The sequence below is a fragment of the Mucilaginibacter sp. SMC90 genome (assembly GCF_022811725.1).
In the GTDB taxonomy this organism is placed as follows: Bacteria; Bacteroidota; Bacteroidia; order Sphingobacteriales; family Sphingobacteriaceae; genus Mucilaginibacter.
In genome coordinates, this window is sequence record NZ_CP094527.1 from 3,802,258 (window position 1) to 3,825,263 (window position 23,006).

The window sequence follows — 23,006 nt, forward strand, 5'->3', positions numbered from 1 at the left end:
AGGATGGTTTGAGCGTAGGCACGATTGAAATATACCGTACTACTCAAACGATATAAACATAACCAACAACTATCATTTTTTAAATTTATGAAAAATTACAAATTGATCATTAGTGCATTGGCATTGTTTTTTGCCGCTACTTCGGTAAATGCACAAACCAACGCTTCTGATAAACCGGAGCTTAAAATAAATACACTTAGCCCCGCCGAAAAAAAAGAAGGATTTAAGCTGCTTTGGAATGGCAGGGATGCAACGGGATGGCGCGCCATTTTTAAAGAAAGTTTTCCTGTAAAAGGCTGGAACATGCAAGATGGTATCCTTACAGTTCATGCTTCAAATGGAAAGGAAGAAGGCTCTGGCGGTGATATTGTAACGACCAAAGAATACTCGGCTTTTATATTAAAGTTTGATTTTAAGCTTACACCGGGAGCTAATAGCGGTATTAAGTATTTTGTTACCGAGGAAGAAAAGACCGAAAAATCGGGTATCGGCCTGGAGTACCAGGTACTGGATGATGACCTGCACCCTGATGCAAAATTAGGTAAAGATGGCGACCGCAAGCTGGCATCGCTTTACGATCTTATTCCATCAAACAAGCCAGCTTCAATCATTAAACCAATTGGCGAATGGAATAGCGGCGAGATAAGGGTTTATCCGGATAATAGGGTAGAGCACTGGCTTAACGGTGTTAAAGTAATATCCTATATCCGCGGGTCGAAAGAATTTAAAGACCTGGTAGCTGTCAGCAAGTATAAAATATGGAACAACTTCGGCCAGGCAGCTAAAGGTCACATACTGATACAGGATCACGGCAATACGGTATCATATCGCAACATCAAAATAAAAGAACTTAAGTAATCGCAATGATGGAAAATTCGAGAAGAGAATTTATAAAGAAAACAGCCATTGCGGCAGTTGGCACTTACGTTGGCATGTCGGCGAAAAGCTATGCCAATATCATTGGCGCTAATGACAGGGTACGTGTAGGCGTTGTCGGATTTTCGGATAGGTTTAAGGATACGCTGTTTCCCTGCTTTTTAAACCATAACAAAGAGCTGAATTTTGATGTTGTCGCTTTGTCCGATCTGTGGAATTATCGTCGCGGTTTAGGTGTAGAACATATAAAGCATAAAATAGGGCATGATATCACTGCCTGTAAAAATAACGATGAACTTTATGCACTCAAAGACATTGATGCAGTAATCATTAGTTCGCCGGATTTTGCACATGCCTCGCATGCTATTGAAGCAGTAGGGCATAAGAAGGACGTTTATTGCGAAAAGCCCTTTGCCGAAACAATGGATGATGCCCGGGCTGCGCTGAAAGCGGTACGCGCATCAAAACAGATCCTACAGATTGGATCACAACGCCGCAGCGGACAAAATTACCAGGCGGCAGCAGAATTTATTAAGCAAGGGAAGTTTGGCGATATCACCATGGTTGAATTGAGCTGGAACGTTAACCAACCCGGACGCTGGCGGCGGCCCGATCTCGTAGCTAAATTAAAAGAGGAAGATACTGATTGGAAACGTTTCCTGCTAAACCGGCCATATGAACCTTTCAACCCAAGGATATACCTGGAATATCGCTTGTTTTGGCCTTATTCATCCGGAATGCCCGGGCAATGGATGAGCCATCAGATTGATACGGTACATTGGTTTACCGGCTTGCCGCATCCGCGCAGCGTAACTGCCAATGGTGGTATTTATCAATGGAAAGATGGTCGCCGCAACTGGGATACCACCACCGCCGTTTTTGATTACGGCCCTTTAGATGATATGAGCAAAGGCTTTCAGGTTGTGTTTACTTCACGTATGCATAACGGCGATGAGAAACCCGCAGAGATCTATTATTCAAACGGGGGGGAGCTAAACCTGATCACCAATACCATATCCCCTCAAGGCGGATTAACTGCAAGGGCTGCTTCTGCCATGCACATGCAGCCAAATTTACTGCCGGAAGTAAAGCTTGCAGCGCCATCAGCAGCTGCGGCATCTGCCAATACCGGGGCAGATATATTGAGTTCAAACCACATGCGCAACTGGATGGAATGTATCCGGTCACGTAATGAGCCCAATGCGCCTGTTGAAGCGGGTTATCATCACTCAATCGCAAATATTATGACCAATGCAGCAGTACATACCGGCGCAAAAGCCATATTTGATGAAAAAAGTCAAGAGGTATTAGTAAATGGCAAAGTATTTAAATATTAAAAGAAAGTGGCTCGTTATAATTTTTTTGTTAAGCTATTGGATACAAGCGAAAAACGAGGCTTTAGGACAGGAACACCTCAATAAATTTCATATCGAGGGCTACTCGCAGGGCACTACTTACCAAATCACCTACTACGCGGCCGACAGCGTAGTTACACAAAAGGAAACGGATAGTTTGCTGGCGCGTTTGGATAGATCGGTATCATTGTATCAGCCCTCGTCGCTGATCTGTAAGTTTAACAAGTCTGCAAAAGGTATAATTATTGATGAGCATTTTAAAGTGCTTGTAAAAAAGGCACTCGAAATAAATAAGGCTACAAATAATAAAGTTGATATCACTGTAAAACCCCTGGTTGACGCCTGGGGTTTTGGAGTAAAAAAGCCTGCGAAATTTCCGGATAGTGCGGCTGTGAAAAATATTTTGAAAAACGTAGGCAGCGATAAGATCTGGTTAAAGGGACTGTTCCTGCACAAAAAAAAGCCTGGAGTACAAATAGATTTAAACGGCATTGCCCAGGGTTACGCAGCCGACTTGCTTGCCAATTTTTGTGAGCAGCGGCACGTTCTTAACTACGTTGCGGAGATTGGAGGCGAACTGCGCATAAAAGGCCACAAGCCCGACGGCGAGCAATTTAAAATAGGCATTGAAGCCATTGACGGAAATGACATAAACCCAGGCCCGCTGCGGAAGATAATTGAACCCGGAGACGGCGCTGTTACCACATCAGGTAATTATCGTAAGCATTTAGAAGCAGGAGGCAGGCAAATTTCTCATATTATGGATCCTAAAACCGGCTATCCTACCCAAAATGAAATGATCAGTGTTACTGTTTGGGCAAAGAACGGCATCACAGCCGATGGGTACGACAATGGCTTTATAGCTATGGGACTGAAAAATTCACTTCGGTTTTTGGCCGGCAAAACGGATATTGGCGCTTATATTATTTACAAAAAGCCCGACGGAAGTATTGCTGATACAGTAACCGCAGGTTTTAAAGGTTATATAAAATTGAAAAAATGAAAAGAAGGATTTTTCTTAAAAATACTGGGCTAATGGCTGGAGGCCTTTTACTAAGTCGCATGGACGCAGCGCAGGCAGCGGGGACTGATGCTTTGAAGATTGGTGTTATTGGCTGTGGAGATCGTGGCAAAGGCGTGATGCAGGTAATGAACCAGATGCCTGATAAATTTAAAATTGTAGCAGTATGTGACGTTTTGGACTTTCGTTTAACCGAAGCTCAAAAACTCAGTAAAGGGTCCCCTTATAAACAATACGCCGATTACAGGCAGTTATTGGATGATGCCGCTGTAGATGTGGTATTAATTGCCGTTCCGCTTAATATGCATTATCCGGTGGCTACAGCGGCACTTAAGGCAGGTAAGCACCTGTACCTTGAAAAAACAATGACCTATGATATTGACCAGGCCCTGCAATTGGTAAAGCTGGCCAAGAGCAGACCTAAACAGATTGTTCAGGTTGGTCACCAGTATCGTTATTCGCCGCTTTATTACAGGGTTAAGGAAATGATAAACAAAGGATACCTTGGGAAAATCACCCAGATTGATTGCCGCTGGGACAGAAACGGAAGTTGGCGCAGGCCGGTGCCAGACCCCTCACTTGAAAGGCAGATCAACTGGCGCATGTATAAGGAATATTCAGGTGGTTTGGTTGCAGAATTATTATCACACCAAATTGATTTTATTAACTGGGCATTTGATACCCATCCCACCGAATTTCACGCAATGGGCGGCATCGATATCTACAAAGATGGACGTGAAACCTATGATAACGTGCAGGTGATGATGCGATATCCGGAGCAAGGAATAGTTGGCAACTTTGGTGCAACCTGCGGAAATGCCCGCGATGGCTTTTTATTTAAAATAAAAGGGGATTTAGGCACCGTTTCTATGTTGACAGATCAGGGAATGTTTTATCCGGAGAAGCAACTACTCAAAGAAAAAGGGCTGGTTGATGGTGTTACAGGAGCAACCAGGATCACGTGGAACAAAGAAGGAGGGACGCCAATTCTTCCTGAGCCAACTAAAGATGGTACATGGTATGCCCTCAATGCTTTTTTTGAGAAGATACAGTCGGGACAATTGCCTGATTCAAATATATTTACCGGCTCCAGAACAGCTATCTGTGTTCATCTTGCCAATCGGGCCTTGTATAATAAAGAAATAGTTAACTGGAAAGATGAATATACAGTGAGTTGATACTATTATTCCGTAAACCAGCCTATGCAGCTTTTAACGGTTAAATAATTGAAATTTTCAGTAATCCTTGTTGGTGAAACATTTTATTTTTTGAAACGCTGCGAAGCAACTATGAAACAAAAAAAGGCTTTTACGATATCGTAAAAGCCTTTTTTGTTTCAAGTGTCGCGTCCTGAAATAAGTTGACACTCAAGTTGACTTATATGGAAAAACGAACAAAGAATGTAAGTAGGCGCAGTCAGCGCGATTACAGCCTTGCCTTTAAGTTGCAGGTCGTGCAGCAGGTTGAAAAAGGCGAACTGACCTATAAAAAGGCTCAAAAACATTACGGGATCCAGGGAAGGAGTACGGTATTGGTTTGGTTAAGGAAACATGGTACCTTAGATTGGACATTACCCAAACAGTACACCTTGGAAAACGATCGGGAACTTAGTCCGGAACAGCGGATCAAACAATTAGAAGCAGCATTAAAAGATGAACAGGACAAGAACCTGATCTACAAGACCATGTTCGATATCCTGCAGCAAGAGCACGGTGTTGCATTGCCAAAAAAGTCTTTGCCCAAGCAATCCAAAGGCTCAAAGCCAAAGGAATAGTGAGCCTGTCAAAGGCTTGCAGGTTGTTTGGGATCAGCCGTCAGGGCTATTATCAAAAGCAGCAGCGCATAGAAAAGCGTTTAAAAGAACTTAGCCAGGTAAAAGCGGATGTGATTAAAGAACGAATCCATTTGCCCAGGTTGGGTACGCGTAAGCTTTATCATCGTTTAGGTAAACAGATCAGAAGCAAGGGAATAAAGATAGGCAGAGATGCTTTATTCGATTTTCTGCGTTCGGAACATATGCTGATCAAACCAAAGCACTCTTATCATAAAACGACGAACTCCAAGCACTGGTTACATAAGTATCCTAACTTACTTAAACACAGGAAAGCGGCAACGAGGCCTAACGAAGTATGGGTAAGCGATATTACTTATATCGACACTAAAGCAGAGACCGCATATCTTAGCTTGATCACTGATGCTTATTCAAGAAAGATCGTAGGATATCATCTGCATCATAGCTTGCACACAGATGGTGTGGCTGCTGCCATGCAAATGGCTGTCAGACATGAGCAGATCAAAGCGCCATTGATACATCATTCGGATAGAGGTTTGCAATATTGCTCAGCACAATATCAGCAGTTGTTGGCCAAACATCAGATTACCCCATCTATGACGGATGGATATGATTGCTATCAGAATGCTTTGGCAGAACGCATCAACGGCATTATTAAAAACGAGTTCCTGGTGGTTAAACCAGCAGATATACAGCAGGCAAGGGTAATGATTGCAGAAGCTATTAAACTTTATAACTGTCGAAGGCCTCATTTGGCTTTAAATTATCAAACACCACAATTTGTACATCAACAAAAAATCCTTGCTGGTATCGACCAACAAGGACTATCTTTAAATCATTAATTTCTGTCAACCTATTTTAGGACGACTCAAAGGTACCCCCACTTGGATTATCTTCGAACGACTTTATGCAAAATCTAAAGGTAATTTTACATATGTTACTACTGTGAAGGAGGTAGATTTTGCAGGGGGAATTTTAAGAATATTGCTTTTTTTATCTCACAAATAACTGTTAATCAAATATATAAAAAATATAAAATCACTCGCATGAGCAGTTCGATGAGCATCTGCATCGCACAATTTTGCTGCAGGAGAACGGATTAGGAATGCTAAACCCAACAGGATTAAATTTACTAAAGAATTGTTAGTTGAAAAACTTGAGGTTTTGTATTGGCAAAAATAATACGTTTCGACGCTCTCAGACACTTAAATGAAAAGAGAAAAGCTTGAAGCAAAATATTGAGGCTTTTTGCTACATTTAGAATTGAAGACTATCAGCATTCACTTAGTAAATAGTTTTCTCAATGAACTAAAATCAATCTACTAATGATATTTTCTAAAAAGAACCTATCTTTTATCAAGGGCACTGAAAAATTCTATTAGACAAAACAGGGTTGAAAATTTAGGTTTTCAACCCTGTTTTTTTTATTTTAAGGTGTCGAAAGAAAGACATCAAGATGCTTGCCCAACAACAACAAATCCAGTTCAGCGTATTTTCAGGCTTATATGATCTGATCGTTCCGAAAGACAATCTTTTGCGGAAGATCAATGACCTGGTAGATTTTACCTTTATCTATGATGAACTGGTCACCAAGTATAGCATTACCAATGGCAGGACAGCCGCAAGTCCTGTACGGATGTTCAAATACTTGCTATTAAAAACGATCTACACCGTTTCAGATGTCGATGTGGTGGAACGTTCGCAATATGATATGTCTTTCAAATATTTCCTGGAGATGTCCCCGGAAGAAGGCGTTATCGATCCAAGTTCATTGACCAAGTTTAGAAAGCTGAGGCTGAAGGATAATGATCTTTTAAACCTACTTATCAATAAGACAGTGGCCATAGCCATTGAAAAAGGGATCATCCGCAGTAAGTCCATCATTGTTGATGCCACACATTCTCTGTCAAGGTCAAACCCCTATTCAGCATTGGAAGTATTACGGGAGCGCTCGAAACTGCTCCGCAAAGCGGTATATGCTATCGATGAAGATATGAAGGTAGGTATGCCGGAAAAGAACACTACGGACGAATTGGAAAAAGAATTGGCCTATTGCAGCGCATTGGAAAAGTATATTGAAGCTGATGAGCCTTTATGCCAAATACCTGCGGTAAAAGAAAAGCTGAACTTATTGAAGGAGACGGTGGCAGATACGCAGGAGCATTATACGCTATCCAAAGACAAGGATGCCAAAACAGGCCATAAATCAGCTGATAACTCTTTCTTTGGTTACAAGACCCATTTGGCGATGACCGAAGAACGCATTATTACCGCTGCGGTGGTCACCTCGGGTGAAAAAGGCGATGGTCCGGAACTCCCCAAACTTTTGGAGATCAGCCAGGAAAATGGTATTCAGGTAGAAACGATCATTGGGGATTCGGCTTATTCAGGAAAAGAAAATCTTGAAATGACAAGCGAACAAGATATTAAGATAGTGGCTAAACTAAACCCTATCATCACTCAAGGGGGCATAAAAGAAGAAGACAAATTCGATTACAACAAAGACGCAGATATGTTTGTCTGCCCCACAGGGCACCTGGCTATCCGAAAGGCTCGACAGGGAAAGAAGAACAGAGGGAAAAACCAGGCAAACACTTATTAATTTGATGTTGAAAAATGCAAAGTATGTCCATTAAGGGATGGTTGCTACAAGCCGGGGGCAAAAACCAAAACCTACTCCGTCAGTATCAAATCTGATATGCACTTGCAGCAAATGGCTTTTCAGGAAACGGCAGAATATAAAGAAAGCATCAAACACAGGTATAAGATCGAAGCGAAGAACAGTGAACTGAAAAACGTTCATGGCTATGATCGGGCGATAGCCTATGGCATCGAAAATATGCAAATCCAGGGCGCATTAGCCATCTTCACCGTCAATCTGAAAAGGATTATCAACCTGATCGGATAAACCCAAGCTAAAATGGCTGCTTAGTTGTAAGTTCTGACGAAACTGATCACCTGATTCAGCGTCACTTTGACCAGTTAAGTAACGTCCATTTCGGGCACCAAATCCCTCCAATCAACCTTCTTTTAACTAGATTTATAGTTAACTTTATTGATAGGAAACATCCGACTCTACACTACGTTTTTTTCTCATGGAATCTCCCTTAAGTTCTATCCGGTGCGCGTCGTGTAGGATCCTGTCAAGTATGGCGTCAGCGATCGTTTTTTCTCCGATGACTTCGAACCATTTACTGACCGGTAACTGGGAAGTGATGATCAAAGAGGTCTTGCCATGCCGGTCCTCTATGAGCTCCATGAGGGCTGCACGGCTCTGGGCATCAAAAGGCTGTATTCCGAAATCGTCAAGGATAAGTACCTGTTGCCTTTCGAACTTAGCGAGTTCCTTGATCTAGGAGCCGTTTGCTTTAGCCATTTTAAGTTTGGCAAAGAGTTTAGGAGTACTTGTATAGAAAACTCTGTAACCCAATATACAGGCCTGGTATCCCAAAGCCGTGGCCAGATAACTCTTTCCTATACCAGTGCTCCCGGTAACTATAATATTTTCGAAACGGTCAATGAAATTACATTCAGCAAGACGCTGTACCTGGTTACGGTCCAAGCTGCGGCTGGCATGATAGTTCACATCTTCGATGGAGGCCTTATAGCGGAATTTGGCGTAGAGGATGGTACGTTCGATCTTCCGGTTCTGGCGATCATCCCATTCAGCGTCCACTAACTGGGCTAATAGTTCATCTGCCGTGTAATCATTTGTTTTACCTCCTTCCAGGCTGGTTTTAAAGGCATGGAACATGCCATAGAATTTCATTTTACGCAGTTTGTCTAATGTATTGTTATTCATGATGGTATGGGGTGTACGTATAGGTCTCAAGATTATTTGTAATCGCCACGGATATTATCGTGGCAGGGCATCGGGAGTTCGTCCGCGAAAATGCTTTCCTCATAGTTGTCCATCTTGTTTTCCAGGATAGATTGTATGGTTTTGTAGTTGAAAACGCCAAAGCTGTTAGCGCGCTGGCAGGCCATGATCAGACGGTCATTACCGATCTTTTTGGCAAAGCTGAGTACCCCCAGACAGGATTTGTAGGCCTGTTCCGGAAGCTGCTTCTTTTCGAGGATCTGAAGGATAAAGTACCGGACATCTTCGTGAATACCGGCTGCCCAATTGAGGAACTTATCCGGAGTCCATTCGCTTTGAAAGCGGTGAGTACTGGCCATGTGTTCTTTGTCTGTTGTATAGTCGTATGGAGCCTTATCACGTTTATGGGTGACGATACGTTCATAGTTGGAAAAGATCTCTACGGTTGTCCGCGAGTACAGGAGTTTAACCCGCCTGCCGATATAACGGTAAGGCACACTGTAATAGTGTTTGTCCGGTCCAAGGTTAACGTGACCGTTCTTGATCACCCGGGCGTGGAACAGCTTCTTGAACTGGTAACGCTGCACAGGTAACGGAGCCAGCTCCTGCTTTTCGATCTCTTGAAACTGCATTCTGCGGCTGTAATTGCGTCCCTTTAGCATTTGAGTATTGTGCAGCTCGATCGCCTCGTAGATAGCCTTGTTCAGGTCGTTCAGCGTATGAAAGACCTCTTTACCCAGCGGCAGGTGCAGTTTAGTGTAAAGGATCTTGACAGCCCCCTCTACGAGTGCCTTATCCCGCGGACGATAGGCTCGCGCGGGAAGCACCGTTGCCCCATAATGGTCGGCGAAGTCTTCGAATGTTTCGTCGAGCGTAGGCTCATAACGATTGCTCTTCGTGATGGCTGCTTTGAGGTTGTCAGGTACAATTACAGCAGGTATGCCGCCGATGTAATGCATGGCATTCTCACAGGCTGCGATAAAGTCTTCCTTCTGCTGGGTAGGTACAGCTTCTGCACAGGTAAGCTGACTGTCACCCAATATGGCTTCAAAGACCTCCACCGCAATGATTTCACCGGTCTCCTTATCCGTGAGGTGAAGCTTCTCCCCGGTAAAGTCAACATATAGCTTATCTCCTGCTTTATGATCCATATGCATGGTAGGATTCACCCGGGCCTTCCACTGATTGAAATAGAAGCAGAACTGGCTGTATTGATAACCGTCAGGAAACTCTTTGATATAGGCCTGCCAAAGGATAAAACGGGTCATGCCTGTTCGCTTGAGTTCCTTATCGACATGGGGGAAATAACGTACCATGCATTGCATTCGTGGAGAAGGCGGATGTTCTTTCGCTTTTCCGAAGAAATCCTCAAGTTCCCGGTCACTCAGGGCGTTTACTTCTTCAAAGCCGAATCCAGAGTTGCTAAATTGCGTCAAATACTTTTTGACAGTGTTGCGGGATGCGTCCGCCTGCGCAGCGATCATCATGATACTGCGACCCTGGCTGTGCATCTTTAAGATCTTTCTTATCTACTCATGCTGATGTTGTGGTTAGCCATTCTTTAGGTTCATATGGTGCCCTCAAAAGGCTGGTTCGTCCTACAACGTTTTGCCGCGATCAGGGGTGGTCAGTTTGTCCGGAATGCCCTGGTCAGTCCGGGCCGGAACGGGTGGTCACCGGTTTGCGGAATGAACTGATCAGTTTCATCAGAATCTCCACTGAAACCCAATAAAACAATTGATCTGAAAGCGGCACCCTGCGATTATTGCAATAGTGAGGAGATCTTTACGTCAAAAGCACTCTCCAAAAAAATCATTGATTTAAACTTTTCAGGAAGAGGGATCAAAGTATTCGTTACACAATACCATTCATATAGGTATAAGTGCCTGAACTGTAAACTTGGGTTTGTACCGGACGGTTATCCGGCAGGTAAGATAAAACTGGGTCACAATTTAATCGTATGGGCGGTATACCAGCATATAGTTAACAAACAGGGCTTCGGGGTAATAGAGCATAACTTCAGAGATTTTTTTCATTTGTCTTTATCAAGTTCGACCTTCTTCGCATGTAAAGATTATTTTGTCAGGTACTATGAAACGACTTACCAAAAGCTGCTGGATAACATTGTCAAAAGTGCCGTTTTATATGTCGACGAAACTCCTTTCACTATGCAATTCGAGAAAGGATACGTATGGGTGTTCACCAATGGCACCGAAGTTATCTCCATATATAAACCAAACAGGGAGGCTGCTTTCCTCAGGGAATTTTTGAAAGAATTTACTGGAGTGCTGGTTACAGATTTATAACGGGTATGATTCCATCAATTGCCGGCAGCAAAAATGCCTGATACATCTAATACGGGATTTTAATTCGGACTTGATCAGAAATCCGTTTAACGAGGAATTTAAGCAGATTGCAAAAGGCTTCACGATGCTTTTGCAAAGAATTATCTCGGCTATTGACAGATTTGGATTGCAAAAATATCATCTTAACAGGTACAAAAAGATGCTACTGTATATTTTTCCAAAATACTGTCACAGGTCTGCCAAACCGAAATAGCGCAGCAGTATCAGACGAGGTTAAAAAAGAACCGTGATAGTTTATTTGAATTTCTTAATCACGATAATGTGGCTTGGAACAATAGTAATGCGGAGCACGCGATAAAAATACTGGCTCTGCATACGAATAAAGATATTAATTCTTTTCGGAAATCAAGGATTGACGGATATTTAAAAATTATGAGTATTTATCAAACCTGTGAATATAAAAATTTAAGCTTTTTGAAGTTTCTGCTTTCGAAAAAAAAATCTGATTAACCGAAATACTTGATCGTTTGTTGCTCAATATCTTTTGCCTTTTAATATTTAAAAAAGAATCAGAGCGGGAATCGAACCAGAACTTTAAGTCCTTAAATTATAGCACATTATAAAATTTAAAAGATTATTCAACGATTTATACAAAAGTGTATTTGGCCATTAATCGTCATATTACAATATATACAAAATAGTGGGTTTGAGACGAAATCGGAAACGATATTATTTATAATAATTGAATGATGGGCTCGAACTGTATCCATTGTTACCATATACTAGGGGATAATCATTGTTTGGACGGGATATGAAATATGTAAATCTTTCTGATTATCAATATTGTATTGAAGGTTAAAAAGTAGTCAGGCTAAATCAAATCCAAGTTTTTTCAATGAAATGACCTACACTTTACCGATGTGGGCGTAGCAGTTACCGGAATGATCTTTAAAAGTGAATTTTTATGGGAGCATATCATTAAGCAAAAAGGGATAGGGAAGTTTTTAATACTATATCACACCAATAAATTTAGAAATTTTATTAACAAGTCACAGTTAACACAAGAGGAATTGCTTTTTATAAAATCAAAAATAGCAAAGAAATAATTTGAGATAGACCTATTTATCCTGATAAAGTTACAGTATGGTTCAATTAAAAGCGGGTTAGATATTTCAAATCGACCTCACTCATCAAACAGAGTGGCTAAACGTTTCGGGTCGTCTAAAAATTGGTTCGTGGGGCCGTCGGATTTGAGTACTATTTTAGGCAAGTTGTCAATTTTATTGACAACTTTTTTACAGGTAAGCGGTGTGATACTTTAATAGTTGCCTATTTTTCTATATGTTCAGAAGAGCATTAAAATAATTTTTGAAAAGAATGATATTTAGAAATTGCTTGCAACTTTCGTTTAATTAATATCTTTGGGACAAATATTACTTATCTAAACCATCACAACAATAATGAAACAATTAAACTTCACCGTGCTAATTTCGGCATGGCTCTCACCGTTACTGAACCAGCCAACATATCATTCTTTGTTAATGGGACTAATGTTCGTTAAACAGAATAAAAGATTAATGAAATTGGAAGGAATGATGATTTCAAAATAAAGACCTTTTTAAGTGGAATGCAAAATCGTCATACAGTATCCCGACGGTTATAGATTCAAAAATCCAACACAAAATATTAGAATACGGAACAATGAACAAATTAATCTTAACCGGAATCTTCATCACTGGAACTTTAAACAGTGTATTTGCCCAGCAATGGACCACAAACGGCGACCATATCGGCAACACCAATGTGGGTAGTGTTGTTATTGGCAGCACCAGCCCGGCTGTTATAAATAGCGCGGCTGCACTTTTCCCCGGAGTCACGCCAAAATTAAATATTTTGACCGGACAGGGTACAGCCCCTTTTTCCGAAGTGGTAACCATGTATCACCAGGGGGTAAGCGTCGATGCTGTTCCGCGGCAGATGGGCTTTTTGATGAAGCTTTCTACCGAATCGACAACCGAGACCAGCAAAATGGGCGGGATGATACTTGAAAGTAGTAACGGCTACGGCAATAACCCGTCACTTAGTTTGGTAACCGGTAATGCTCGCCGGCTTTCTATTGATTACTATGGTAATGTCGGTATAGGCACTACAACCCCAACAGCTTCTCTTGAGGTTAACGGGGGCGGACGCTTTACAGGTAGTAACCCGCTTGGGGGGATCGGCGCCGGAATTGAAGTGTATTATAATACCAATGGAGGTTTTTTTCAGACCTTTGACCGAGCCGCCAGTACTTTTCTTCCGCTCAGTATCCAGGGTAGCAGTATCAATTTTAGCAATAGCGGCGCTTCAATCTCTAATCCTTCTTTAATAATAAAGGGAGGTAATGTTGGTATCGGTACGCCATCTCCTGTTTCTACTTTTCAGGCAGGCAACACCTTTCAAAAATTCAGCGCTGGAAATGCCGGGGGAGTAAATCTTAATTACGGCACATCATATATGGGATTCAATGCTGCCCGCACCGGGAGCGGATCAACTGCAAGCTGGATAATTGACGGCGATAACTCTCACAATGGTGCAGGAGTTATCTATGGGGATGTTTCCGGCAATATTTACTTTGCCCCTTTACCTTCTGCCGGTACCTCACAAAGAACGCTCACCGATCTTGATATCAAAAATAGCATTACATTTAGGGTTGCCAATGACGGGGTGACTTATGCAAAAGCAATAACCGTGCAAATAGCGGTGGCGCCCGATTATGTATTTAAAAAAGATTATAAACTGCCCAGGTTGAATGATGTGAAACAGTATATCGACCAAAATCAGCACCTCCCCGAAATACCTTCTGCCCGGGAAATGGAAAAAGATGGGATGAACGTTGGCGAAATGAACAAGTTGTTGCTGAAGAAAGTTGAAGAGCTAACGCTGTATATGATAGAAAAAGATAAGCAAATTAATGCGTTGCAAAAAAGAGTTTCATCATTGGAAGCTCATCAGAAATAATCATTATGAAAAAGGAAATACTTTGAGCAATTGACTTAAAAACAAATGTATTTAATCGCTTGATTTGCGGAATTTTAAATGATCTCATATAAGACTCGGCGGAGGGTTGGAAACAATTATCACATTCTTGTTGCTTCTATTTCAATGCGGTGTATCTTCAATAAATCATCAGATAACCTAATGGGGCGCCTTGAAAATAAACCAAACACTGCTTTGACTTTTATCAGCATTCATGTACAAAAGAAAGCGAACTTGCCACTAAATTCAAAAGTCAATCGCATGATTCTATATAAAAAAGTTCACTTTAAGAATTTTCCAATATAGTATACATTAACATTGTAAGAACAAACACTTGCAACAAGTAAGTATTGTTTAAAATTGGCGAAAAAATAAGTACTAGAGTTCGTATAAATTGCGTACTAGGCTATTCAGAAAGCTGCTTATCGTCGGGCACGGTTTCTAGTCTAAAGCTTATTCCTGCTTATGACTGAATTGATAGAATATAAACCCAATACGAATTTTTCAACGGACAGTTATTTAGTTAAAATGAACGATTGCTTGCTGGTATTTCGTCGTTGCCAAAGTATATGGATATTTGCCTGCTAGACAGCTTCTAAGGTTGTCGTTAAGGATAATAATTTAATAATATGAATATTGAAAAGTTGCTTTTGTATAAAAATATAATTAATTATATTTGGCTGACCTTGCAAAATGTATATGAGAACCTTATCGCAGTATCAAAACAATTCTCCTCGAGTTTCATTTGGACTTATTCGATTTAAGATTTTTTTCAGAAATGTTTAACTCAATTTTACGGGGCTCAACTGCCGTTGTAAATCCGAAATCATACTAAATTGGATATTCCTCACCATATTGACCCTTGTTGGCCAAATTGGTTTTGACCACTTTTAGTTATCTGAATCAAATAGTTGAGAATGTAAATGAATTGGTGAAGAGGGGGCAACTAAAATGGTTTTTCCAGCTAAGCGGTAGTACTCCCAGGCAACTGCCGGTGGTATCAGGTCAATCACCCCTACAAGCGTTCCGCAGGCCTTAGACCTGATCAGGTGTACCTGATTGCGGCCGGAATAAAAGTTAGGTAAAGCCGCATTCAGCCAGTTTCTGGCTGAATCTATCGAATGTAATTTTCTCCGGCAGGAACTGCAAGGTATGCTCGTCAGTCAGTAATTGGTAGATCTCTGCTGCCAGTTGTTCATAATGCCGAATATCCCCGGCACCCAGGGGATCGATACGGTAGGCTTTACTTTCTATAACTGTCATATACAGAAACGCAGGATAATGGCTTTTGCGATCGCCTGAACCAATTCGGCAGGCACCTCACCGGCCGGATCTTTCCATTGCCAGCTTTGCCCGCTTTTAATAATCGTATGCGCCGCACTGCCCAACAATAGATCGATCTCCGTTGTTGCGCGGGTAACCGGCCCATTATTCAAGATCCTGAAAGAGTGATCTTTATTTTCAAAATGAAGGCGTAACAATTGTCCCATAACAGCGGACCGAAAATTAAAGGATTTTCTTATTCCTTCCAACGATTTTTAAATTCCGATCGACCGGAGTAACTCGTTCATCTCTTTCTGATGCCCCGTAATTTGCCCCGCCACTTCTTCCTGTTCTTCGATATCCAGCACGTTGCCGTCATAAATTGGACATTCCGGAGGCATTGATCAACGCGTTCCGTTACACTTTGACCATGCTAACTTGCTGGTTTAAATATTGACAATTAATATCCATCAACACAATTCCTTGGTCCAAAACATGCGGAATAGCATGATCAAGTAAACCGGAATGCCCAGTTTATACTAATCCAAACTTTACAGATAGCCAGTATGATGGTATCCTTACTGCCGATGGTAGCGAGGCGGCTGTTTTCAGTAATTTAACTCCTGGACGGTATTATGTAAAGGCCATTGGATATGCGAACCAGATGAAAGTTCAGGGAGACTCTATTGCCCCTGTGTTACGCCCGCTATAGGGGGAACGCGTCTAACTTTATAATTGATGTTCGATGATAACAGGCATTTGATACTCCGGTTTATGAATATGGCTTACCCCTTCGATTTTTTTAAGATCAGGATTGTTCCAGCTGAATATCTTGCAACAAATCAAGGTCTGTTTTTAAATTCGGAACTACAATTTCAAGTTTCTCCTGCTGAAAATATAACACCTTACCATCCTGCGACTCAATTCGAGACGAGTAATGATATAAAGGTAAACGGAAAAACCTCACACGTCGGTAGGTATAGTTTTATTTACAATTCCAGGTGGAAAGGAATGGAAAATGATCTTTAATTCAGCAGCAGGTATACCCGGTATTAAAGAGGATGGTTCAACTACCGACGATCCCGCGAAGGAGGTTATAGTTGTAACTACCAAACCAGTGAAATCAGCGACGATGAATGACCGGTTTAAAATAGAAGTGAATGATAAAGGCTTTACATTACTTTGGGAGAATTTAGAAGTTCGGGTGAAGGTGAAAGCCAATTAATTAAAAAGGCTGGACATTAAATTCCAGCGTTTTCTTATTTTATGCAGCGCCTTTTAATTTTGTGGAGATTTTAATGACTTGATTTATAACTGCGGCTTGAATTTCATCAATTATTGACCAATCCTTCGGCAGGTATAAATCGGTAACCGCGTTCACATCGTCAATATGGTTTAAAGCCAGTGCTACATCATCCACGGGGAATCTGCACTTATTACGTGCTGTATCGGCGAAAGCGTGCCTCGCATCATAGAATTCAAGCTCTACATATTTTAAGATTTTTCCAATCCTTCTCATTCCAAATGCTAAAGCCTGGTCAAGAGCGTTGTGAGTAGAGTAGCGCGTTGACAAAGCGCCTGCATACTTCAAATACAAAGGCCTCGCAAGTTCCACCAATTTGATGCTTATAAATGCATCATCGGTTCTCCTTCCTGCCGTTTTAGAGCGGGAGTATTCAATTCTTTTTGGTAGGATATCTACTTTGTTGAGTTTGTACATATCAACTGCATTCATCCCACACATATAAAAACTAAGCATGAAAAGATCCCGCGCAAGTTCAACACGTGTGTTTTTTGGCAATGGCAAATCTCGGATGGCTATGATTTGTTGAACAGTTAATTTCTTTTTCCTTCTTGGCTTGTATCGCTTGATCTTGAATTTTTTAAAGGGATAATGCTTCACGATTACAATACCCATATCCTCATCATTGTAATGATCCTTATTATTATTGAAAAGGATTCTCAAGTCTCTAAAATGGCAGTGAATCCCATTATCAGTTAAACCAGGCTCATGAGTTGTTACTTGTTTTTGAAATTGATTTGGACGTTTTAAAATTCTTAGACGCTTTAATATGCTTCGTATTTCAAAAGCATTTTGGCAGTAATTGCCGTGATTGGGACAAAATCACTTTTGAAATAGTCAACAAGACCGTTTACGACGGTTGTCATATTGCCAACGCTTGACGTTCTATTCAATTCACGTAGCTCATCAATTCGTGGCCGACCGTAGGAGATTACGTTTATATCTTCTGGCTTAATTTCTTCAGCCTTTGGCTTTTCTACCTCATTGAGTTTTTCGGAGAGTTTCCAAACATCCAGATGATCGTATTTCGTCCCAAATGAATTAAGTTTTTTGCGGTATTTTTCGACTTCATCAATTAATTGCTTAAGCATGAAATTGTCTTTGATTGCAAAACTTTTATCTAATTGTTTGCGGTTAAATGATAAACGGTATCCATATAAGTGGATTTTTGTTTGTGGGTTAATTTAATTTTTACATTCCACGTATTGTCTTCTTTTTTGTGGTGTGGTAAAATAATTCGTTTTAAGGTCGCCATTTCCATACAGCTTTGCGACGAAATGTTTTACAAAGCGCGGCGTTGTAAAACATTTTCGTCAAATTCAACAAAAAAACCTGTTTAACTGGCCCTGACCTGTTCAAGACGATATGGAAATTTCCGCGGCCAAAATGGCCCTGGGGTATAAAAAAAGCCCTTTTTTCTTCGAAAAAGAGCTTTTAAAATTCAGTGACCCCGGAGAGATTCGAACTCTCGACCCAATGATTAAGAGTCATTTGCTCTACCAGCTGAGCTACGGAGTCAGGATACCAGCTTTTGCTGGGCTGCAAATATGCACATTATTTTCTTTTTGCCTATTAAAAATGCTTGCTGTTAGTAATTATTTAATCGGTTAAATGTAAAAAATATTCGATCTCGATCAATCTGTCTGTATAAAGATGGCTTCCTTTTATACTTCTTAAAGCACCTTTGAGTATTTTTAATAGCAAATTCGCAACAAAATGCAAGATTTCTTGTTGAAATTACAACAAAATCTGTTTACATTGTAAAACTTAAAGCCTACTCCTATGAAAAAAAGAAAATCATTGAAAATTGACAAACTGCATTACGAAAGTGTTCTTAAAGACTTCATTGCGCAAAATGGCTTAAATGTTCAATATTCGTACACTAAAGATCATTTTTACCTCTTTGCCGATGAATCTACCATCAATCAGCTCGAAACGCAGGCTACAACGCATAATTTGTAAAAAGAAAAAGGCCAGAAGTTATAACACTCCGGCCTTCCTTTATTCATAGCTGCTTTATTACATTAAGCTACAGCGTAAAGATCTTCCTGTTGTTTTTGTACTACAGGGCTGTTGATATATTCATCATAGGTCATAAGCTTATCAATATAACCGCTTGGTGTCAATTCTATAATACGGTTAGCTACAGTTTCAACCAATTCATGATCTCGCGAAGTAAACAGAATAGTTCCGCGGAAATCTTTCATGCCGTTATTAAGCGCCGTGATCGATTCCAGGTCAAGGTGGTTGGTTGGCTCATCAAACATCAAAAGGTTGGCTTGCTGCAGCATCATACGGCTAAACATGCAGCGCATTTTTTCGCCACCTGAAAGCACACTGCACTTTTTCATCACCTCTTCGCCCGAGAAAAGCATCCGGCCTAAAAAACCGCGAATAAACTGATCATCCTTTTCGCCGGGCGAGTATTCGCGCAGCCAATCAATCAGGTTATCATTTTTACCATCGAAATATTCGCTGCTATCATTTGGGATATCGGCAGCATTTATGGTTACGCCCCATTTAAAGGTACCGGTGAAATCCTTATCGCGGCCTGTTAAAATATTGTAGAAGGCGGTAGTTGCCAAACTGTTTTGCGACAGGATAGAGATCTTATCACCTTTGTTTACCGTGAAAGTAATATTATTGAAAATTTGTTCGCCATTAAGCGTCTTACCAAGGTTTTCAACTGTCAGGATCTGGTCACCAGCTTCGCGGCCCAGGTTATTGAATATAATGCCCGGGTATTTACGGTTTGACGGCTGAATTTCATCCAGGTTGATCTTATCCAATGCCTTTTTACGGCTGGTAGCCTGTTTTGATTTTGATGCGTTGGCACTAAACCTGCGAATGAACTCCTGAAGCTCTTTAACTTTATCTTCAGCTTTCTTATTCTGCTCAGCACGTTGTTTTAGGGCTAACTGACTCGATTCATACCAGAAGGTATAGTTACCGGTATAAATGGTCATCTTACCAAAGTCGATATCTACCACGTGGGTACAAACCGTATCAAGGAAGTGCCTGTCGTGAGATACGACAAGTACAACAGCCTCATATGAAGCCAAGAAATCTTCCAGCCAGCTAATGGTATGGATGTCCAAATCGTTGGTAGGCTCATCCAGCAACAGGATATCGGGTTTGCCGAACAATGCCTGGGCTAATAACACACGTACTTTTGGGGTATTATCAAGGTCTTTAACCAGTTGATAATGGAATTCTTCTTTAATACCAAGATTACTTAACAGGGTAGCAGCATTGCTTTCAGCATTCCAGCCGTCCATTTCTGCAAAAAGATTTTCCAGCTCACCGGCGCGTTCGCCATCGGTATCGCTAAAATCTTCCTTCAGATAAATAGCGTCTTTCTCTTTCATGATGGCATACATTTCCTTATGGCCCATCATCACAGTTTCAAGAACTGTAAACTCGTCAAATGCGTAATGGTTTTGGCTCAAAACAGCCATACGCTCGCCGGGAGTGAAACTCACCGAGCCGCTGGTTGGGTCAATATCACCCGAAAGGATCTTCAGGAATGTGGATTTGCCAGCACCGTTGGCACCGATAATACCATAACAGTTGCCTTGTGTAAATTTCAGATTAACGTCTTCAAACAAAGTCCGCTTACCGTAACGTAAAGAAAGATTGGATACCGTGATCATGCTACACCTCTAATTTGGCGCAAAAATACGGTAAAATCTTCATTTTAACGATATACCGCGCCGATATTATGGATGGGGATTTTTTGAGAAGTAATTTTCCCCATAAAATTAATTCATGGGCATACAATTACACAGAAATGATAATAGAATGTAAAATAAAAGTGCGTTTAATGCGTTTTAAAGCAACATTCCGCCAATTATAGTATAGTGGTACAGCCTTTGACTAACATATAATATAACAATCATTAAAATTATTTAACAATGGTCATGGGAGCTTTAATTATAGGTTTAATTATCATCAATGTGGTAATAGCCATCAACAATACACATAAACGCAAAGTATACTAATATAAACTTTGCAAAAATGCTGCGCGGTTAGCTTAAGATATTAAACAAACTCTGTGTTTCGTGGTCGGCCAGTTTTTGGAGCGGCCCTGATGCCAGCATTTTCATCATCATGCTAAGTTCAGCATTAATGGTGAATAATATATCTGTTTGGTCGTTATTGAAAGATAACGACCATTTTAGTTCAAGGTCAAATGGGGGTTTCTCTGCGGGGATGATCCTTATCAACTCATCGGGAATACGTTCCTCAATTTTCAAAGCAAGCTTAGCCATATTCTGAATGCTGAAGCGGGCCTCATCCTTTGTAGATACCCATTCCTGGATATTATCGGGCATTAGCTGCTTGTGATTGTTAAAATCGGCCAGGAAATTGTAAACCTCAGTTAAAGGCTTATTAATGCTTATTGTACTGGTAAATGTATTCATAAATAGATTTGAGATAGGGAACATTAGATTTGAGACTAATTGCGCCGACTATTAATCATCAGCGCAATCATCGAAATCAAAAAAACTCAGCGGTCTTAATTTGCAGCTATTTCGCCCCAGGTTGATGGGCTCTCGCGCCATTGTTTAAGCAGGTTTACATCTTTTTCGTTAATGAATTGATGCTCTTCGGCGTATTTGATAAGTGCGTTATAATTTGACAGGGTTACGTAAGGGCAGTTAGCCTGTTTGAAATTTTCGTCGGCTATATCAAAGCCGTAGGTAAATATCGCTGCAAGGCCGGCAACATCATAACCTGCGGCACGCAAAGCTTCAACAGCTTGTAAACTGCTTTTACCGGTTGAAAGTAAATCCTCAATTACCACAACACGTTTGCCTGATGTTGTAGGGGCGTCGCCCTCGATCATGCTGCCGGTACCATGTTCTTTAGGTTTTGAACGTACATAGATAAAAGGAAGGCCTAATTCTTGTGCTACTAATGCACCTTGCGGAATGCCTGCTGTAGCAACACCCGCAATGCAGCCAACCGAACCAAATTTATCCTGTATGGCGGCAACTAATTGTTGCCTGATATAGGTGCGGATGGTTGGATGAGAAAGGGTAACGCGGTTATCGCAGTAAATTGGAGATTTCCAACCCGATGCCCATGTAAAAGGATTATTGGGTTGTAATTTAATTGCTTTAATTTGCAGCAGGAATTCGGCTACTTGTTGTTCGATCTCATTATTAGTAAACATGGCTCAAAAATACAGAATTTATATTAACGAAAAGGTTATCCTGCTCACAGAATCTGAACCAAAGCATGCAGATAATTTTGAAAGGCTTGATGCAGAGACCTTTGACCTGAAAATTATATACACTTGGATCCTCGCTAACCCCAATAAATTGTTTTATATAAAAACGCCTAATGCCAAAGTGTACCTTAAGGCTGTTAAAAAGAATATTACACTTATTGAAGCAGCAGGTGGCCTGGTTATGAACACAAAAGGACAATATCTGTTTATTTACCGTAACGATAAGTGGGACCTGCCCAAAGGCAAAATTGAAAAAGACGAAAAGGTAAAAGAAGCGGCAGTACGCGAAGTAGAGGAGGAGTGCGGCATAAAAGTAAGCGAACTGGGTGAAAAAATCTGTAAAACCTACCATGTGTACGTGAACCGGGGCGAGGTAGTACTTAAGAAAACACATTGGTTTGCCATGAAAAGCAAGGGCAAGGAAAAACTAAAACCTCAAAAAGAGGAAGGTATTACCGATGTGCGCTGGTTTGAACACGAGCATATCGAACCTATAATTGAAAATACGTTTCCATCCATTATGGATGTGCTGCATAAAGAAAAGCTGGTTACAAATAAGGTAATGCCTCTTTCGGAATAAACTGGCTTACATCACCGTTATAGCGGATGATTTCGCGCACAATGGTTGAGCTTATAGACGAGTAGCCCGGCTTGCTTACAATAAATATGCTTTCTATATCTGGAGCCAGCGAGTGGTTCATCTGGGCTATTGCTTTTTCGTATTCAAAGTCAGATACGGTACGGATGCCCCTGATCATATAAGCGGCACCTATACTTTTGCAAAAATTCACGGTTAGTCCCTCGTAAGCTACCACATGGATCCGCTCGTCATGTTCAAAAACGGCCCTGATCATCTGCTCGCGCTGTTCAATCGTCAACAGGCCCTTCTTGCTGCTGTTTACACCTATACCTATATAAAATTTATCAAAAAGCTCAACAGATCGCTTTACAATATCAACGTGCGCCTTGGTAATGGGATCAAATGAACCTGGAAACAGAGCTATTTTCATATGGTA

20 protein-coding genes, 1 tRNA gene and 2 pseudogenes are annotated in these 23,006 nt (G+C 41.0%); 11 read left to right on the plus strand and 12 right to left on the minus strand.

The features are described 5' to 3' along the window. Window positions 1–87 precede the first annotated feature (87 nt). The 6 genes and pseudogenes from MTO98_RS16310 (at window position 88) to MTO98_RS16335 (ending at window position 7,952) form a co-directional block, all read left to right on the plus strand. Window positions 88–858, plus strand: a complete 771-nt coding sequence (locus MTO98_RS16310) for a DUF1080 domain-containing protein (RefSeq protein ID WP_371825418.1) — start codon at window positions 88–90, stop codon at window positions 856–858. Between the two features lie 8 nt (window positions 859–866). Then, the gene (locus MTO98_RS16315) at window positions 867–2,213 is read left to right on the plus strand and encodes a Gfo/Idh/MocA family protein (protein ID WP_243487937.1); all 1,347 of its coding nucleotides are present in this window, start codon (window positions 867–869) and stop codon (window positions 2,211–2,213) included. Continuing rightward, on the plus strand, window positions 2,191–3,234 hold the full coding sequence (locus tag MTO98_RS16320; protein WP_243487689.1) for an FAD:protein FMN transferase: 1,044 nt from the start codon (window positions 2,191–2,193) through the stop codon (window positions 3,232–3,234). Before MTO98_RS16315 ends, MTO98_RS16320 begins: the two co-directional genes overlap by 23 nt. After that, entirely contained in the window at window positions 3,231–4,430 is a 1,200-nt protein-coding gene (locus MTO98_RS16325) for a Gfo/Idh/MocA family protein (protein WP_243487690.1), read from the plus strand. The genes MTO98_RS16320 and MTO98_RS16325 overlap by 4 nt, the downstream gene beginning before the upstream one ends. 203 nt (window positions 4,431–4,633) lie before the next feature. Then, a protein-coding gene (locus MTO98_RS16330; RefSeq protein ID WP_371825378.1) for an IS3 family transposase occupies window positions 4,634–5,886 on the plus strand; the annotation gives its coding sequence in 2 pieces (ribosomal slippage) (window positions 4,634–4,976 and window positions 4,976–5,886; 1,254 coding nt in all). Between the two features lie 614 nt (window positions 5,887–6,500). Beyond that, window positions 6,501–7,952 (plus strand): annotated as a pseudogene (locus MTO98_RS16335) (IS1182 family transposase). 144 nt (window positions 7,953–8,096) lie between these two features. Here the strand turns inward: MTO98_RS16335 and istB are convergent. Beyond that, window positions 8,097–8,846: pseudogene (gene istB, locus MTO98_RS16340) on the minus strand (IS21-like element helper ATPase IstB). A 32-nt stretch (window positions 8,847–8,878) separates the two neighbouring features. Further along, window positions 8,879–10,351 carry an IS21 family transposase gene (istA, locus tag MTO98_RS16345; RefSeq protein WP_243487691.1) on the minus strand — a complete coding sequence of 491 codons (1,473 nt, stop codon included), beginning with the start codon at window positions 10,349–10,351 and terminating at the stop codon, window positions 8,879–8,881. Between the two features lie 492 nt (window positions 10,352–10,843). Between istA and MTO98_RS16350 the strand changes: the two genes are divergently transcribed. Further along, window positions 10,844–11,170 (plus strand): transposase, encoded by a 327-nt coding sequence (locus MTO98_RS16350; protein WP_243487938.1) that lies wholly within the window; start codon window positions 10,844–10,846, stop codon window positions 11,168–11,170. Window positions 11,171–12,871: 1,701 nt separating this feature from the next. Further along, window positions 12,872–14,170 (plus strand): hypothetical protein, encoded by a 1,299-nt coding sequence (locus MTO98_RS16355; protein WP_243487692.1) that lies wholly within the window; start codon window positions 12,872–12,874, stop codon window positions 14,168–14,170. 1,095 nt (window positions 14,171–15,265) lie between these two features. Here MTO98_RS16355 and MTO98_RS16360 read toward each other — a convergent pair. The 3 genes from MTO98_RS16360 to MTO98_RS34280 are packed head-to-tail and all read right to left on the minus strand — an operon-like array spanning window position 15,266 to window position 15,852. Then, window positions 15,266–15,451, minus strand: a complete 186-nt coding sequence (locus MTO98_RS16360) for a hypothetical protein (RefSeq protein WP_243487693.1) — start codon at window positions 15,449–15,451, stop codon at window positions 15,266–15,268. Further along, complete coding sequence (locus tag MTO98_RS16365) at window positions 15,448–15,678, minus strand: hypothetical protein (protein ID WP_243487694.1); 231 nt, start codon at window positions 15,676–15,678, stop codon at window positions 15,448–15,450. The genes MTO98_RS16360 and MTO98_RS16365 overlap by 4 nt, the downstream gene beginning before the upstream one ends. A gap of 48 nt (window positions 15,679–15,726) precedes the next feature. Beyond that, complete coding sequence (locus MTO98_RS34280) at window positions 15,727–15,852, minus strand: hypothetical protein (RefSeq protein ID WP_256464375.1); 126 nt, start codon at window positions 15,850–15,852, stop codon at window positions 15,727–15,729. A 617-nt stretch (window positions 15,853–16,469) separates the two neighbouring features. Between MTO98_RS34280 and MTO98_RS16370 the strand changes: the two genes are divergently transcribed. Further along, on the plus strand, window positions 16,470–16,676 hold the full coding sequence (locus MTO98_RS16370; protein ID WP_243487695.1) for a DUF2911 domain-containing protein: 207 nt from the start codon (window positions 16,470–16,472) through the stop codon (window positions 16,674–16,676). 39 nt (window positions 16,677–16,715) lie between these two features. Here the strand turns inward: MTO98_RS16370 and MTO98_RS16375 are convergent, their stop codons facing one another. The 3 genes from MTO98_RS16375 to MTO98_RS16385 all read right to left on the minus strand — a co-directional run bounded on the left by MTO98_RS16375 (window position 16,716) and on the right by MTO98_RS16385 (window position 18,272). Then, window positions 16,716–17,417 (minus strand): hypothetical protein, encoded by a 702-nt coding sequence (locus MTO98_RS16375; protein WP_243487696.1) that lies wholly within the window; start codon window positions 17,415–17,417, stop codon window positions 16,716–16,718. Between the two features lie 101 nt (window positions 17,418–17,518). After that, a complete protein-coding gene (locus MTO98_RS16380) occupies window positions 17,519–17,845 on the minus strand; it encodes a hypothetical protein (protein ID WP_243487697.1) in 327 nt (108 codons plus the stop codon). 354 nt (window positions 17,846–18,199) lie between these two features. Then, a tRNA-Lys gene (locus MTO98_RS16385) sits at window positions 18,200–18,272 on the minus strand. A 264-nt stretch (window positions 18,273–18,536) separates the two neighbouring features. On the opposite strand from MTO98_RS16385, the gene MTO98_RS16390 reads away from it, so the two are divergent. After that, window positions 18,537–18,716, plus strand: a complete 180-nt coding sequence (locus MTO98_RS16390) for a hypothetical protein (protein WP_243487698.1) — start codon at window positions 18,537–18,539, stop codon at window positions 18,714–18,716. Between the two features lie 62 nt (window positions 18,717–18,778). On the opposite strand, the gene MTO98_RS16395 is transcribed toward MTO98_RS16390, so the two are convergent. From MTO98_RS16395 to pyrE, 3 genes are all read right to left on the minus strand, one after another. Beyond that, window positions 18,779–20,407 (minus strand): ABC-F family ATP-binding cassette domain-containing protein, encoded by a 1,629-nt coding sequence (locus tag MTO98_RS16395; RefSeq protein ID WP_243487699.1) that lies wholly within the window; start codon window positions 20,405–20,407, stop codon window positions 18,779–18,781. Window positions 20,408–20,782: 375 nt separating this feature from the next. Beyond that, window positions 20,783–21,178, minus strand: a complete 396-nt coding sequence (locus tag MTO98_RS16400; protein ID WP_243487700.1) for an SRPBCC family protein — start codon at window positions 21,176–21,178, stop codon at window positions 20,783–20,785. A 95-nt stretch (window positions 21,179–21,273) separates the two neighbouring features. Further along, window positions 21,274–21,933: an orotate phosphoribosyltransferase gene (gene pyrE, locus MTO98_RS16405; protein ID WP_243487701.1), complete on the minus strand. Its 660-nt coding sequence runs from the start codon at window positions 21,931–21,933 to the stop codon at window positions 21,274–21,276. On the opposite strand from pyrE, the gene MTO98_RS16410 reads away from it, so the two are divergent. Then, complete coding sequence (locus MTO98_RS16410) at window positions 21,932–22,570, plus strand: NUDIX hydrolase (RefSeq protein ID WP_243487702.1); 639 nt, start codon at window positions 21,932–21,934, stop codon at window positions 22,568–22,570. The two genes, pyrE and MTO98_RS16410, sit on opposite strands and share 2 nt — an antisense overlap. Here MTO98_RS16410 and coaD read toward each other — a convergent pair. Then, the gene (gene coaD, locus MTO98_RS16415) at window positions 22,539–23,000 is read right to left on the minus strand and encodes a pantetheine-phosphate adenylyltransferase (protein ID WP_243487703.1); all 462 of its coding nucleotides are present in this window, start codon (window positions 22,998–23,000) and stop codon (window positions 22,539–22,541) included. The genes MTO98_RS16410 and coaD overlap by 32 nt on opposite strands. Window positions 23,001–23,006: the final 6 nt, after the last annotated feature.